14 protein-coding genes are annotated in these 13,710 nt (G+C 73.5%); 11 read left to right on the forward strand and 3 right to left on the reverse strand.

Translation table 11 applies throughout. The features are described 5' to 3' along the window. Positions 1-141 precede the first annotated feature (141 nt). Positions 142-1,500, forward strand: coding sequence for a phosphoglucosamine mutase (gene glmM / locus ACFWZH_RS15395; protein WP_384429950.1), 1,359 nt, complete (start codon positions 142-144; stop codon positions 1,498-1,500). A 224-nt stretch (positions 1,501-1,724) separates the two neighbouring features. Here the strand turns inward: glmM and ACFWZH_RS15400 are convergent, their stop codons facing one another. Both ACFWZH_RS15400 and coaA read right to left on the reverse strand, forming a co-directional pair. Continuing rightward, complete coding sequence (locus ACFWZH_RS15400) at positions 1,725-2,672, reverse strand: DUF389 domain-containing protein (RefSeq protein WP_384429953.1); 948 nt, start codon at positions 2,670-2,672, stop codon at positions 1,725-1,727. A 14-nt stretch (positions 2,673-2,686) separates the two neighbouring features. Then, a complete protein-coding gene (gene coaA / locus ACFWZH_RS15405; protein ID WP_384429955.1) occupies positions 2,687-3,676 on the reverse strand; it encodes a type I pantothenate kinase in 990 nt (329 codons plus the stop codon). A 195-nt stretch (positions 3,677-3,871) separates the two neighbouring features. Here coaA and ACFWZH_RS15410 point away from each other — a divergent pair, with 195 nt between their 5' ends. From ACFWZH_RS15410 to ACFWZH_RS15450, 9 genes are all read left to right on the forward strand, one after another. Then, positions 3,872-4,150 (forward strand): hypothetical protein, encoded by a 279-nt coding sequence (locus ACFWZH_RS15410; protein WP_384429958.1) that lies wholly within the window; start codon positions 3,872-3,874, stop codon positions 4,148-4,150. A 25-nt stretch (positions 4,151-4,175) separates the two neighbouring features. Beyond that, positions 4,176-6,023: a glutamine--fructose-6-phosphate transaminase (isomerizing) gene (gene glmS, locus ACFWZH_RS15415; protein ID WP_384429960.1), complete on the forward strand. Its 1,848-nt coding sequence runs from the start codon at positions 4,176-4,178 to the stop codon at positions 6,021-6,023. Continuing rightward, positions 6,020-6,388: a holo-ACP synthase gene (locus ACFWZH_RS15420; RefSeq protein WP_384429963.1), complete on the forward strand. Its 369-nt coding sequence runs from the start codon at positions 6,020-6,022 to the stop codon at positions 6,386-6,388. Before glmS ends, ACFWZH_RS15420 begins: the two co-directional genes overlap by 4 nt. A gap of 10 nt (positions 6,389-6,398) precedes the next feature. Beyond that, positions 6,399-7,823 carry an NAD(P)H-hydrate dehydratase gene (locus tag ACFWZH_RS15425; RefSeq protein ID WP_384429966.1) on the forward strand — a complete coding sequence of 475 codons (1,425 nt, stop codon included), beginning with the start codon at positions 6,399-6,401 and terminating at the stop codon, positions 7,821-7,823. A gap of 109 nt (positions 7,824-7,932) precedes the next feature. Continuing rightward, positions 7,933-8,769: a L,D-transpeptidase family protein gene (locus ACFWZH_RS15430; RefSeq protein WP_384429969.1), complete on the forward strand. Its 837-nt coding sequence runs from the start codon at positions 7,933-7,935 to the stop codon at positions 8,767-8,769. Between the two features lie 58 nt (positions 8,770-8,827). After that, entirely contained in the window at positions 8,828-10,033 is a 1,206-nt protein-coding gene (gene alr / locus ACFWZH_RS15435) for an alanine racemase (RefSeq protein WP_384429972.1), read from the forward strand. Continuing rightward, on the forward strand, positions 10,030-11,385 hold the full coding sequence (locus ACFWZH_RS15440; protein ID WP_384429975.1) for an alpha/beta fold hydrolase: 1,356 nt from the start codon (positions 10,030-10,032) through the stop codon (positions 11,383-11,385). Before alr ends, ACFWZH_RS15440 begins: the two co-directional genes overlap by 4 nt. A 73-nt stretch (positions 11,386-11,458) precedes the next feature. Beyond that, positions 11,459-11,980 carry a tRNA (adenosine(37)-N6)-threonylcarbamoyltransferase complex ATPase subunit type 1 TsaE gene (gene tsaE, locus ACFWZH_RS15445; RefSeq protein ID WP_384429978.1) on the forward strand — a complete coding sequence of 174 codons (522 nt, stop codon included), beginning with the start codon at positions 11,459-11,461 and terminating at the stop codon, positions 11,978-11,980. 107 nt (positions 11,981-12,087) lie between these two features. Beyond that, entirely contained in the window at positions 12,088-12,321 is a 234-nt protein-coding gene (locus ACFWZH_RS15450) for a hypothetical protein (protein WP_384429982.1), read from the forward strand. 41 nt (positions 12,322-12,362) lie between these two features. Here the strand turns inward: ACFWZH_RS15450 and ACFWZH_RS15455 are convergent, their stop codons facing one another. Beyond that, complete coding sequence (locus tag ACFWZH_RS15455; protein WP_384429985.1) at positions 12,363-12,929, reverse strand: hypothetical protein; 567 nt, start codon at positions 12,927-12,929, stop codon at positions 12,363-12,365. Between the two features lie 90 nt (positions 12,930-13,019). Here ACFWZH_RS15455 and tsaB point away from each other — a divergent pair, with 90 nt between their 5' ends. After that, positions 13,020-13,679 (forward strand): tRNA (adenosine(37)-N6)-threonylcarbamoyltransferase complex dimerization subunit type 1 TsaB, encoded by a 660-nt coding sequence (gene tsaB, locus ACFWZH_RS15460; protein ID WP_384429988.1) that lies wholly within the window; start codon positions 13,020-13,022, stop codon positions 13,677-13,679. Positions 13,680-13,710 lie beyond the last annotated feature (31 nt).

Here is a 13,710-nt window from a genome sequence, read left to right on the forward strand (position 1 = left end):
GCAGCTCTTGTGAACGCCCCGGTGGCACCTCCGTGCTGCCGGGGCGTTCGGCTATCCGGGACCCGGAGCGTATATCTGAAGCCAGGGGCGTATACCTGGACGTAAAGCTCTGGTCCAAGCTCGACAACTCGGAGGACACCAGTGGGACGACTCTTCGGCACGGACGGTGTGCGCGGCGTCGCGAACGCGGACCTGACGGCGGAGCTGGCGCTCGGCCTGTCGGTCGCCGCGGCGCATGTACTCGCCGAAGCGGGCACGTTTGAAGGGCACCGGCCGGTGGCGGTGGTCGGACGCGATCCGCGAGCGTCGGGGGAGTTCCTGGAGGCGGCGGTGGTCGCCGGGCTGGCCAGCGCCGGTGTGGACGTGCTGCGGGTGGGGGTCCTGCCGACCCCGGCGGTCGCGTATCTGACCGGGGCGCTGGGCGCGGACCTCGGCGTGATGCTCTCCGCGAGCCACAACCCGATGCCCGACAACGGCATCAAGTTCTTCGCCCGCGGCGGCCACAAGCTCGCCGACGAGCTGGAGGACCGGATCGAGCAGACCTACCGCGCGCACAGCTCCGGCGAGCCGTGGGAGCGGCCGACCGGCGCGGGCGTCGGCCGGGTCACCGTCTACGACGAGGGCTTCGACAACTACGTCGCGCACCTGGTCGGCGTGCTGCCCAACCGCCTGGACGGGCTGAAGATCGTCATCGACGGCGCGCACGGTGCGGCGGCCCGGGTCTCGCCCGAGGCGTTCGCCCGCGCCGGTGCCGAGGTCGTCACCCTCGGCACCGAGCCCGACGGACTGAACATCAACGACGGCTGCGGCTCCACCCACCTCGGGCTGCTGCGTGCGGCCGTCGTCGAGCACGGCGCCGACCTGGGCGTCGCCCACGACGGCGACGCGGACCGCTGCCTGGCCGTGGACCGCGAGGGCAACGAGATCGACGGCGACCAGATCCTGTCCGTCCTCGCGCTGGGCATGCGCGAGGCCGGGACGCTGCGCAAGAACACCGTCGTCGCCACCGTCATGTCCAACCTGGGCTTCAAGCTGGCCATGGAGCGCGAGGGCATCGACTTCGTCCAGACCGCGGTCGGCGACCGGTACGTCCTGGAGGAGATGAAGGCGCACGGCTTCGCGCTGGGCGGCGAGCAGTCCGGGCACGTCATCGTGCTCGACCACGCCACCACCGGGGACGGCACGCTGACCGGTCTGATGCTGGCGGCCCGGGTCGCCGCCACCGGCCGTTCGCTGGGGGAGCTGGCGGGCGTCATGGAGCGGCTGCCGCAGATCCTCATCAACGTGCCCGACGTCGACAAGTCGCGGGTGGCCAGCTCGCCCGAGCTGGCGGCGGCGGTCGCCGAGGCGGAGCGGGAGCTGGGGGCCACCGGCCGGGTGCTGCTGCGGCCGTCCGGTACGGAGCCGCTGGTCCGCGTCATGGTGGAGGCGGCCGACATCGAGCAGGCACGGGCCGTGGCGGAGCGGCTGGCCGACGCGGTGAAGTCCGCGCTGGGCTAGGGCCTGTCCGATGGGTCATGGCCGGGTCCGCGGCGTCTGGCACGGCACCTCGCGGCGTTGCCGGAGCGTCCCGAGAGCTCCGCTATCGGGACCCTCCGGCGCCTTGCGATGCACCGCACCAGACGCCGCGGCCTTTCCGACCCTGACCCATCGGACAGGCCCTAGGGCCCGACCCATCGGACACGCCCTGGGACACGCCCGGGCGCGGCCCGTCGCCGACCTCGCTAGCGAGGCCGACGACGGGCCGCGCCCGTCTCGTGCCGGGCCCACAGGAGCTTTTGGGCGGTCAGGGTCAGTGAGCCGGCGACGATGATGCCCGCCAGGTTCAGCAGCAGCTGCTCCATGGAGTGCCAGGCCTGGCCGTACTCCTGGTAGCCGAGGGCGACCGCGGCGTTGGCGGCGGCCGGGACGGTGGTCACGGAGATCGCCACGCCGACCAGGGCGCCTGACTTGGCGGACGTCAGCGAGAGCACTCCGGCGATGCCGGCGAGGACGGCGACGACGAAGGAGAACCAGTCGGGCCGGTAGATGAAGTTGGTGTTCGGCCGCTCGGCCTCCAGCGCCCCGACGTCGAAGAGTCCGACCGCGTCCATGAAGAGGCTGAAGCCGACGGTCACCACCATGGCCACGGCGAACCCGACGAGCAGTGCCTGCGCCGAGCGCCACGCCAGCCGAGGCGCCCGCTGGACGAGCGCGGTGCAGAGGCCGGCCAGCGGACCGAACTCCGGGCCCACGGCCATCGCGCCGACGATCAGGATGGCGTTGTCGAGGACCACACCGCAGGCCGCGATCATCGTGGCGACCGTCAGGAACGCCAGGTAGGTGGCCGAGAGGGTGGACTCCTCGTGGGTGGCGTCGGTCAGCGACTCCCACAGCACGGCGTCGGCGCCCTCGCCGGGCGCCTCGTCCTCCGCCCGGTCCGCGCGCAGCGACAGCGAGAGGTCGATGTTCTCGATCGCGATCGAACCGGTCCGGTCCAGCTCCATCGCCCGCAGCTCGGCCAGCAGGCCGTCCCCGGCCTCCCGGGCGACGTCGCACAGCACCACATCGCCCTGGGGATCGCGGGCGGCGCCGTTCAGCACCACCAGATGGGTGGTGCCGACGGTCGTGTCCAGCAGGTGCAGCACCTCGTCCGTACGGTCGGCCGGGACGATCAGGCGCAGATGCAGCACGGCGTTCGCACTCCCTAGAGCTTGCGCAGCGACAGCCGCTGCACCTTGTGGTCGGGCCCCTTGCGCAGCACCAGGTTCGCCCGGCCGCGCGTCGGGGCGACGTTCTGCAGCAGGTTGGGCTTGTTGATGGTGCGCCACATCATGCGGGCGTAGTCGAGGGCCTCCTCCTCGGAGACCTGGGTGTACTTGCGGAAGTACGAGAACGGGTTCTGGAAGGCGGTCGCGCGCAGCTTGCGGAAGCGGCCGAGGTACCACTGCTCGATGTCCTCGGTGCGGGCGTCGACGTAGACGGAGAAGTCGAAGAAGTCGGCGAGGCCGAGGCGGGTGCGGCCGTCCTTGCCGGGCAGCGCCGGCTGCAGGACGTTCAGGCCCTCGACGATGAGGATGTCGGGGCGGTGCACGGTCAGCCGCTCGCCGGGCACGATGTCGTAGATCAGATGGGAGTAGACCGGGGCGCTGACCTCGGCCTTGCCGGACTTCACATCCGCCACGAAGCGGGTCAGGGCGCGGCGGTCGTAGGACTCGGGGAATCCCTTACGGGACATCAGACCGCGCCGGTGCAGCTCGGCGTTGGGGAAGAGGAACCCGTCGGTGGTGACCAGCTCGACACGCGGATGCTCGGGCCAGCGGGCCAGCAGCGCCTGCAGGAGCCGGGCGGTGGTGGACTTGCCGACGGCGACGCTGCCGGCCACTCCTATGACGAACGGGGTGCCGGGCTGCGCGCCCTGGCCGCCCCCCGCGTCGCCCAGGAAGGTGTTCAGCGCGCCGCGCAGATTGCTCGTCGCGCCGACGTAGAGGTTGAGCAGGCGGGAGAGCGGGAGGTAGACGTCGCGCACCTCGTCGAGGTCGATGACGTCGCCCAGCCCCCGCAGCCGTTCGACCTCGTCGGCCGTCAGGGGCAGGGGGGTCTTCTCCCTCAGGGCGCTCCACTGCGCGCGCGTCAGATCGACGTACGGCGAGCTGTCGGCGCGGCGTCGTTGCTGCGGATCGGTCGTCAGGGGCACGCGCCCATTGTGCGCAGCCGACACACGCCGTTCATCTCGGGGTGGCCGGCCGGGGCGTCGGGGCGGGCTTGTGGCAGTCGGGGCGGGCTTGGGTGCTTCGCTACCTGCGTGTCTGTACCCGAGGGATTTTGCCCGGTACGGTCGGCACCGGGGCGCGGCCCGGCTCGCGGGCCGCGGACGAGACAGGGGGTGCAGGTGCGAGCGCGTAAGGCCGGTCTGCTGGGACAGCGGACCTGGGGGAGGAACACACAGACGGCCGGCGACGCGGGGGCGGACCCCGCCTCGGACGGCTTCGCCGCGCGGGTGTTCGCCGAGTTGGCCGAGGACCTCCCGGACGAGGACCTGGGCGAGGACCTCTGCGACTTCCTGGAACGCTACGAGCCGCCCAGCGGCCCGGGCGCGGACACGGAGGCCGACGAGGAGTTCCTGGAGACGGTGCGCGAGGCGCAGCACCGGATAGAGCGCGGCTATTGATCGGTGGGCGTCGTAGGCTGCCTCCATGTGCGGAATCGTGGGTTATGTGGGAGGGCAGAGCGCCCTTGACGTCGTACTGGCCGGGTTGAAGCGGCTGGAGTATCGCGGTTACGACTCGGCCGGGGTCGCCGTGCTGGCCGATGGCGGGCTGGCCGCGGCGAAGAAGGCGGGCAAACTCGCCAACCTGGAGAAGGAACTGGCGGACCGTCCGCTGCCGACCGGGTCGACCGGGATCGGGCACACCCGGTGGGCGACCCACGGCGGGCCCACCGATGCGAACGCGCATCCGCATCTGGACAACGCCGGGCGGGTCTCGGTCGTGCACAACGGCATCATCGAGAACTTCGCCGGGCTGCGCACCGAACTGACCGACCGCGGGCACGAGTTGGCGTCCGAGACGGACACCGAGGTCGTCGCCCATCTGCTGGCCGAGGCCTACTCGTCGTGCGGTGAGCTGGCGGAGGCGATGCGGCAGGTGTGCCGGCGGCTGGAGGGCGCGTTCACGCTGGTCGCGGTGCACGCGGACGAGCCCGACGTGGTGGTCGGGGCGCGGCGGAACTCGCCGCTGGTGGTGGGCGTCGGGGACGGTGAGGCGTTCCTCGCCTCGGACGTCGCGGCGTTCATCGCGCATACCCGCGAGGCCGTCGAGCTGGGGCAGGACCAGGTCGTGGAGCTGCGCCGGGACGCGGTGACGGTCACCGACTTCGACGGCGCGCCCGCGGAGGTCCGCGAGTACCACGTCGACTGGGACGCGTCGGCCGCCGAGAAGGGCGGCTACGACTACTTCATGCTCAAGGAGATCGCCGAGCAGCCGAAGGCCGTCGCGGACACCCTCCTGGGGCGGATCGACGCCTCGGGCGTGCTGTCGCTGGACGAGGTGCGGATCCCGCCGGAGGTGCTGCGCGAGGTCGACAAGGTCGTCATCGTGGCGTGCGGCACGGCGTACCACGCGGGGATGATCGCCAAGTACGCGATCGAGCACTGGACGCGGATCCCGTGCGAGACGGAGCTGGCCAGTGAGTTCCGCTATCGCGACCCGATCCTGGACCGGCACACGCTGGTGATCGCGATCAGCCAGTCCGGCGAGACGATGGACACCCTGATGGCGCTGCGGCACGCCCGCGAGCAGGGCGCGAAGGTGCTGGCCATCTGCAACACCAACGGGTCGACCATTCCGCGGGAGTCGGACGCGGTGCTCTACACGCACGCCGGGCCCGAGGTCGCGGTGGCGTCGACGAAGGCGTTCCTGACGCAGCTGGTGGCCTGCTATCTGGTGGCGCTGTTCGTGGCGCAGGTGCGGGGCACGAAGTGGGGCGACGAGATCCGCGACGTGGTGCGCGAACTGGCCGCCATCGGCACCCAGGTCGAGCAGGTGCTCGCCACGATGGAGCCGGTACGGGAGCTGGCGCGCGGCCTCGCCGACAAGAACACGGTGCTCTTCCTGGGCCGGCACGTGGGCTATCCGGTGGCTCTGGAGGGCGCGCTGAAGCTCAAGGAGCTGGCGTACATGCACGCGGAGGGCTTCGCGGCCGGGGAGCTCAAGCACGGGCCGATCGCGCTGATCGAGGACGATCTGCCGGTCGTCGTCGTGGTGCCGTCGCCGCGTGGGCGGTCGGTGCTGCACGACAAGATCGTGTCGAACATCCAGGAGATCCGGGCCCGCGGGGCGCGCACGATCGTGATCGCGGAGGAGGGGGACGAGGCGGTCGTGCCGTACGCCGACCACCTCGTGCGGATCCCGCGTACGCCGGTGCTGCTGCAGCCGCTGGTGTCCACGATCCCGCTGCAGGTCTTCGCCTGCGAGCTGGCCACCGCCCGCGGCAACGAGGTCGACCAGCCGCGCAACCTCGCCAAGTCGGTGACGGTGGAGTGATCATCGGGGTGGGTATCGACGTCGCAGAGATCGACCGCTTCGGGGCGGCGCTGGACCGTACGCCGGAGCTGGCGCACCGGCTGTTCATCGACTCGGAGCTGCTGCTGCCGAGCGGTGGGCGGCGCGGGATCGCCTCCTTGGCGGCGCGGTTCGCCGCCAAGGAGGCGGTCGCCAAGGCCCTCGGCGCGCCGGCCGGGCTGCACTGGACCGACGCCGAGGTGTACGTCGAGGACAGCGGACGGCCCCGGCTGCGGGTGCGGGGCACGGTCGAGGCGCGCGCGCAGGCGCTGGGGGTGCGCTCGTGGCACGTCTCTCTCAGCCATGACGCGGGGGTTGCTTCCGCCGTGGTGATCGCCGAGGGGTGAGACTGGCGCCATGAGGACTGCCTACAGCGTTCAGACCGTGCGGGCCGCCGAGCAGGAGCTGATGGCCCGATTGCCCGAAGGCGCCCTGATGCAGCGGGCGGCGGCCGGACTGGCCGTCGCCTGCGGGGACTTGCTGGGGCGGGTGTACGGCAGCCGGGTGGTGCTGCTGGTGGGCAGCGGCGACAACGGCGGGGACGCGCTGTACGCCGGTGCCCGGCTGGCGCGGCGCGGGGCCGGGGTGGTCGCGGTGCTGCTGACGCCCGAACGGGCGCACCAGGGAGGGCTCGCCGCGCTGCGCCGGGCCGGGGGACGGGTCTCGGACGATGCGCTGCGGGACATCGCCTGGGCCGATCTGGTCGTCGACGGCGTCGTGGGGATCGGCGGCCGCGGGGGGCTGCGCCCCGAGGCGGCGCAACTCGCCCGGGCGGCACGGGAGTCGGCCCTGGTCCTGGCGGTCGATCTGCCCAGCGGGGTGGACGCGGACAGCGGTGAGGTGAGCGGCGAGGCCGTACGGGCCGATGCGACGGTGACGTTCGGCGCGTACAAGCCGGGGCTGCTGATCGATCCGGCGCGGGAGCGGGCGGGGGCGCTGCGGTTGGTCGACATCGGGCTCACGCTGCCCGAGGACGCCGAGGTCGAGGCGTTGCAGCACGCGGACGTGGCGGAGCTGCTGCCGCGCCCGGTGGCGGAGAGCGACAAGTACCGGCGGGGCGTGGTGGGGGTGGTCGCCGGATCGGCGCGCTATCCGGGGGCCGCGGTGCTGGCGGTGGCCGGCGCGCTGCGCGGTGGCGCCGGGGCGGTGCGGTACGTCGGCCCGGCCAGGGACGCGGTGCTGGCGCGGTTCCCGGAGACGCTGGTGCACGCCGGGCCGCCGGACAAGGCCGGCCGGGTGCAGTCGTGGGTGATCGGGCCGGGCATCGGGGACGAGTCGCAGGCGCTGGAGGACGTGCTGGCGTCGGACGTGCCGGTGCTGGTGGACGCCGACGGGCTGCGGCTGCTGACGCCGCAGCGGATCCGGCGGCGCACGGCCGAGACACTGCTGACGCCGCACGCCGGGGAGGCGGCGGCGCTGCTCGGCCGCGGCCGCGAGGAGATCGAGGCGGCACGGCTGGGGTCGGTGCGCGAACTGGCGGAGCGCTATGCCGCCACGGTGCTGCTCAAGGGCTCCACGACGCTGGTCGCGGCGGCCGGCGGGCCGGTACGGGTCAACCCCACGGGCACCGGCTGGCTGGCCACGGCCGGGAGCGGGGACGTGCTGTCCGGGCTGACCGGGTCGTTGCTGGCCGCGGGGCTCACCGCACAGGACGCGGGGTCGGTCGGCGCGTATCTGCACGGCCTCGCGGCGCGCCGGGCCGCCGGGCCGGACGGCGCGCCGATCTCGTCCTCGGAGGTCGCGGACCATCTGGGCGCGGCCTGGCGGGATGTGACGGACTGACAGCCGCCCGGCGCCGGCGTTAGGCCCTGTGGGGGGAATGGCGCGGGCACCAGGGCGAACCTCGCGCCGCGCGGGCCGTCCGGCGGTCCGGGCGCGGCATCGTGAAGGCATGAAACGCACCTTGGTGGCGCTGCTGGCCTGCGCCTCGCTGCCCGCTCTGGCCGGATCACCCGCGGTGGCCGTGGCGCCGTCGTCCGCCGCGCACGCGGCGTCCGGCCTGCTTCCCGGTGCCGCGCACGCCCCGCGGCACCACACGCCCGACCCGGTGCGGGCGGCACAGGCACCGGACGCGCCGGTCGAGGAGCCGCTGCACATGGAGGACGTACCGCGGTCCGAGACGGAGCGGGGTGCCCGAGCGGCGAGCTGCAGCGGATCCACCGGGCCCTTCCAGCGGCAGGCCGAACGCTATCTGCGGCGGGCGGTGGACGGGCTGCAGAGCGACGCGGACTGCCGGGCGATCCGGCGCTTCCAGCGGGCGCACCGCATCACGCCGGCGAGCGGCTTCGCGGGACCGGTGACCGGTGCCATGCTGCAGCTGATGCGGGCCAAGAAGGACCCCAACCGGGACGGGCACTGCCCCGAGCGCCGCGAGCGGACCGTGTGCGTCGACCTGGACCGCCAGCTGCTGTGGGTGCAGCAGGGCCGGCGGGTGGTCTTCGAGCCGGTGGCGATCCGATCCGGCCAGCCGACGAACGAGACCCGTACCGGTACGTACCGCATCTATCTACGGAAAAGGGCCCACACCTCGAACCTGTACCACACGCCGATGCCGTTCGCGCAGTTCTTCGACCGCGGGGAGGCGCTGCACGGTGTCTACGACGACATCTACCAGGGGCTCGGCTCGCACGGCTGCATCAACCTCGGCTGGCGCGACGCGAGCCGGCTGTGGGAAGTCCTCCGGCACGGCGACGTGGTGCACGTCTGGGGGCGCAAGCCCAGCGGATGAGAGCGGTTTCGCGCCGGTCCCCCCGGGTGCCGCGGCGTCGCCTGCGACACTGAGGGGGATGAACGAGACAGCGAAGCGCGCCCGTGCCGTCGTCGACCTCGCCGCCGTGCGGTCGAACGTCCAGGCACTGCGGGCATGCGCACCCCGGGCAGAGCTGATGGCCGTGGTCAAGTCCGACGGCTACGGACACGGAGCGGTGCGCTGTGGGCGCGCCGCCCGTGAGGCCGGCGCGGACTGGCTGGGCACGGCGCTGCCCGAGGAGGCGTTCGCGCTGCGCGCGGCCGGCGACACCGGACGGCTGATGTGCTGGCTGTGGACGCCGGGCGGCCCCTGGCGAAAGGCCGTGGAGCTGGACATCGACGTCTCGGTGAGCGGGCTGTGGGCGCTGCACGAGGTGACCGCCGCGGCCCGCGCCTGCGGCCGCACCGCCCGGGTCCAGCTCAAGGTCGACACGGGCCTGGGCCGCAACGGCTGCCAGCCCGCCGACTGGCCGGAGCTGACCGCCGCGGCCCGCGCCGCCGAGGCCGAGGGCGCGGTGTCCGTCACCGGCGTCTGGTCGCACTTCGCGTGCGCCGACGAGCCCGGCCACCCCTCGATCGCCGTCCAGCTCGCTGCCTTCCACGACGCGTTGAAGACCGCCGAGGCGGCCGGGCTGCGCCCCGAGGTGCGGCATCTGGCCAACACCCCGGCCACGCTGACGCTGCCGGAGGCGCACTTCGACCTGGTCCGCGCCGGTATCGGTGTCTACGGCCTCTCGCCCAGCCCGGAGGTGGGCACCTCACGGGACTTCGGGCTGCGGCCCGCGATGACCCTGGAGGCCGCGCTGGCGTCGGTCAAGCAGGTCCCGGGCGGCCACGGCGTGTCGTACGGGTACGCGTACACCACGCCCGGGGAGACCACCCTCGCGCTGGTCCCGCTCGGCTACGCCGACGGCGTCCCGCGGCACGCCTCCGGCACCGGCCCGGTGCTGGTCGCCGGCAAGTGGCGGACGGTCGCCGGGCGGATCGCGATGGACCAGTTCGTGGTCGACCTGGGCGGCGACAGCGCCGCGGCGGGCGATCGGGCCGTGCTCTTCGGCCCCGGCGACCGCGGCGAGCCGACCGCCGAGGACTGGGCCCGCGCGGCCGGAACCATCGGCTATGAGATCGTCACACGGATCGGAACCCGGGTGCCGCGCGTCTATGTGGACAGCGGCATAGGGAACGGAGCAGCAGAAGCCGAAGAAGCCGAGGGAGACAGCGCGCTCACGGGGGGTACCGCATGACCGAGGGCAAGGAGGCCGCCGCGCAGGCGGTCGAGACGGCCGCCGAAGTGGCGGTCGAGGCAGCCAACAACTGGGCCAGGGCGGGCCGGCACGCGGGCATCGCCGGCGCCGCGATCGGCGTGGTCGCGGCCGGTGCCGCGGCCGGTGTGGCGATAGAGCGGATGACGGTCGGCCGCGGTATGCGCCGCCGCGCCCGGCTCGCGCTGGACGCCGCCGGCCCGTACGGCACGCTGCGCGGCACACCGGGCGCGGCGATCGCCGAGGACGGCACCGAGCTGTACTACGAGGTCGACGAGCCGGGCGCGGAGGCCGGCCGCCCGGACAAGGACGAGCGGCCGGGCAGGGGCGCCGCCAGGAACGGCAGGGGCGCACCGCACGACCGGTCCGTCAAGCCCGCCCGCGGCAAGGAGGCCCGCGCCGCGCAGGAGGCCCAGAGCGGTCTGCGCAAGCGGCTGACGGCGGCGCTGGGGCGGCGCTCGGCGGCGGCCCCCACGGTCGTCTTCAGCCATGGCTACTGCCTCAGCCAGGACTCCTGGCACTTCCAGCGCGCCGCGCTGCGCGGCACGGTGCGCACCGTGCACTGGGACCAGCGCAGCCACGGACGCTCGGCGCGCGGACACGGCCAGATCGACGGCACGGAAGAGGTCACCATCGACCTGCTGGGCCGGGACCTGAAGGCGGTGCTGGACGCCGCGGTGCCCGAGGGGCCGATCGTGCTGGTCGGGCACTCCATGGGCGGGATGACGGTGATGGCGCTGGCCGACCAGTTCCCCGAGTTCGTCGCGGAGCGGGTGGTCGGGGTGGCCCTGATCGGCACGTCCGCGGGGCGGCTCAGCGAGGTCAGCTACGGTCTGCCGTCGATGGGCATGAAGGCCTTCCACTGGCTCGCGCCGGGCGTGCTCAGGGCGCTGGGCTGGCAGCACGAGATCGTCGAGCGTGGGCGGCGGGCCACCGCCGATCTGTTCGCCGGGCTGATCAAGCGGTACTCGTTCGGGTCGCCCGAGCAGGTGGACCCGGGCATCGCGCGGTTCGGTGAGCGGCTGATCGAGGCGACCCCGATCGATGTGGTCGCCGAGTTCTTCCCGGCGTTCGCGGTGCATGACAAGACCGAGGCGCTGGTGGCGTACGACGCGGTGCCCGCGCTGGTGCTCGCCGGGGAGAACGACCTGATCACCCCCGCCGACCACAGCCGGACGATCGCCGAGATGCTGCCCGACGCGGAGCTGGTGTGCGTCCCGGGCGCCGGGCATCTGGTGATGCTGGAGCGGCCCGAGCTGGTCAACGAGCATCTGGTGTCGCTGGTGGAGCGGGCGAGCGCGACGGCCCGCAGCTCACGGCACGCGCGGGCCTGAGGACGAGGGGCGCGGAGCGCCGCCGTACGGCGGCGCCCGTGCGGGGTGCCGCGCGGGACGTACCATTTGCGGCATGAGCTCCACCGGCGCGATCGCCCATGTAACCGTCAAGTCCCCCGACCAGATGCAGGAGTTGGGACGCAGGCTGGCCCCGCTGCTGCGCCCCGGCGACCTGGTGCTGCTCACCGGTGAGCTGGGCGCCGGCAAGACCACGCTGACCCGCGGCCTGGGCGAGGGCCTGGGCGTGCGCGGCGCCGTGACCTCGCCCACCTTCGTCATCGCCCGTGTGCACCCCTCGCTGACCGGCGGCCCCGCGCTGGTGCACGTCGACGCCTACCGCCTCGGCGGCGGGCTGGACGAGATGGAGGACCTGGACCTCGACGTCTCGCTGCCGGAGTCGGTGGTGGTCGTGGAGTGGGGCGAGGGCAAGGTCGAGGAGCTGTCCGACGACCGGCTGCACGTCGTCATCGGCCGCGCGGTGGGCGCGGACGCGCCCCACCCGGAGGACGAGGTGGACGACGTGCGCCAGGTGACGGTCACCGGACTCGGCTCCCGGTGGTCGGGCACGGAGCTGGACGGCCTGCTCGTCCCGTAGTTTCCGACAAGCCGTCGGTAAGATGTTGCGCAGCTGGTGGCGCGCGTGGTGACATGGGTGGAGACCCCAGTTAGGTCAGCCTAAGTAGCGAGCCTAGCTTCTGTCGCTTGTCCCAGGAGCCCCGGGAGGCGTCCATGTCCGCCCACCAGCACGATGCGCGCGAGACGCCGACGATGACTGAGCTGCTGGCGGCGTGTGCCGCGGCCAGCGCCGTCTCCACGCCCCCAGACGCCCCCGAGGAGGCCCGCGCACCCCGTAAGGGCAAGCCCGCGGGGCCCGCGGACGGGCCGGCGGAGGGTGAGGAGAAGCCCGCGTCCACCCGGCGGCGCGACGCGGCGTAGCCCGTTAGGGCCAAGAAGGAGCCGGGACCGAGCGCGCGCGGTCAGGCGACCACGACGACCTTGGTGCCCTGCAGCGCGAAGTCCCACATCGCCTTGCCGTCCTCCCGCGACTCACGGATGCCACCGGTCCGCTTCGACGAGCCCGGATCGGGCCGGGAGCCGTCGACGGCCGCGCTGAAACCGACGGTGATGCCTTCGACGGTGGTGAACCGCACCACGTGCTCGATCGCGATCCCGTCCGAGCCCGTGACGCTCACCGACCGCGAGCCGACCGTGTACGTCCCCGGCTGCGGGTGCACCGTGCTCGGCGCGACCGTGAACGTCCGCACCGCCCGGTCCTTGGCGTCGACCAGCCAGACCCGCTTGCCGCCCAGCGAGTAGACGACCCGCTGGCCCTTGCCGGAGGCGGCGGGAACCGGCACCGGGGCCGGCGTCCGGTCCTTCTTGCCGGGCCGGTCCGAGTGCCCCTTGGACGCGCTGTGGCCGTCCTTACGGGCCGGGGTGAGGGTGTCCGGAGCGGACGCCGCGGCCTGGTAGCCGAGGAAACCGACCACGACGACGGCAGCCGCGGTCAGCGCGGTGACGATCGTGCTGCTCTTAGCGGGCACCGCTGTGCCACCTTTCCGTACGTTCCCCTGCTTCGGGGGCGACGGTAGCAGGGGACGGGGCACCGCCGGCCGAGCCGTAGGCTTGAGGGCGTGCTGCTGCTAGCTCTTGACACCGCCACCCCCGCCGTCACCGTCGCGCTCCATGACGGCACGGACGTCCTCGCCGAGTCCCGCGATGTGGACGCGCGCCGGCACGGCGAGCTGCTGCTGCCCGCCGTCGACCGGGTGCTGGGCGCCGCCGGCCGCAAGCTCGACGAGGTCAGCGACATCGTGGTCGGCGTGGGCCCCGGGCCCTACACCGGTCTGCGGGTCGGCCTGGTGACCGCCGCCACGTTCGGGGCGGCGCTCGGCGTGCCCGTCCACGGCCTGTGCACGCTGGACGGCCTGGCCTACGCCGCCGGACTCACCGAGCCCTTCGTCGTGGCCACCGACGCCCGCCGCAAGGAGGTCTACTGGGCGCGCTACGCCGATGCCCGCACCCGGCTGACCGAACCGGCCGTCGACCGCCCCGCCGACATCGCCGACCAGGTGGCCGGCGTCCCGGCCGTGGGCGCGGGCGCGGTGCTCTACGACGGCGTCTTCACCGGACTGCGGCGCGAGGCGCCCGAGCACCAGTCCGCCGCGGCGCTGGCCGCGCTGGCCGCGGAGCGACTGGCCGCGGGCCAGGAGCTGCTGGAGCCGCGGCCGCTGTACCTGCGCCGCCCGGACGCCCAGGTGCCCGCCAACTACAAGGTGGTCACCCCGAAGTGACGGCCGGCCCCTCGCCCGACCACCGCCCCTC

Origin of the sequence: Streptomyces sp. NPDC059008, assembly GCF_042749045.1 — a bacterium.
Taxonomy (GTDB): domain Bacteria; phylum Actinomycetota; class Actinomycetes; order Streptomycetales; family Streptomycetaceae; genus Streptomyces.

What these genes read in the sequence shown, in the direction of transcription:
- glmS (WP_384429960.1), top strand. Translation starts at nt 4,176, where the DNA reads ATGTGCGGAATCGTGGGTTATGTGGGAGGGCAGAGCGCCCTTGACGTC.
- ACFWZH_RS15425 (WP_384429966.1), top strand. Translation starts at nt 6,399, where the DNA reads ATGAGGACTGCCTACAGCGTTCAGACCGTGCGGGCCGCCGAGCAGGAG.
- ACFWZH_RS15430 (WP_384429969.1), top strand. Translation starts at nt 7,933, where the DNA reads ATGAAACGCACCTTGGTGGCGCTGCTGGCCTGCGCCTCGCTGCCCGCT.
- alr (WP_384429972.1), top strand. Translation starts at nt 8,828, where the DNA reads ATGAACGAGACAGCGAAGCGCGCCCGTGCCGTCGTCGACCTCGCCGCC.
- ACFWZH_RS15440 (WP_384429975.1), top strand. Translation starts at nt 10,030, where the DNA reads ATGACCGAGGGCAAGGAGGCCGCCGCGCAGGCGGTCGAGACGGCCGCC.
- tsaE (WP_384429978.1), top strand. Translation starts at nt 11,459, where the DNA reads ATGAGCTCCACCGGCGCGATCGCCCATGTAACCGTCAAGTCCCCCGAC.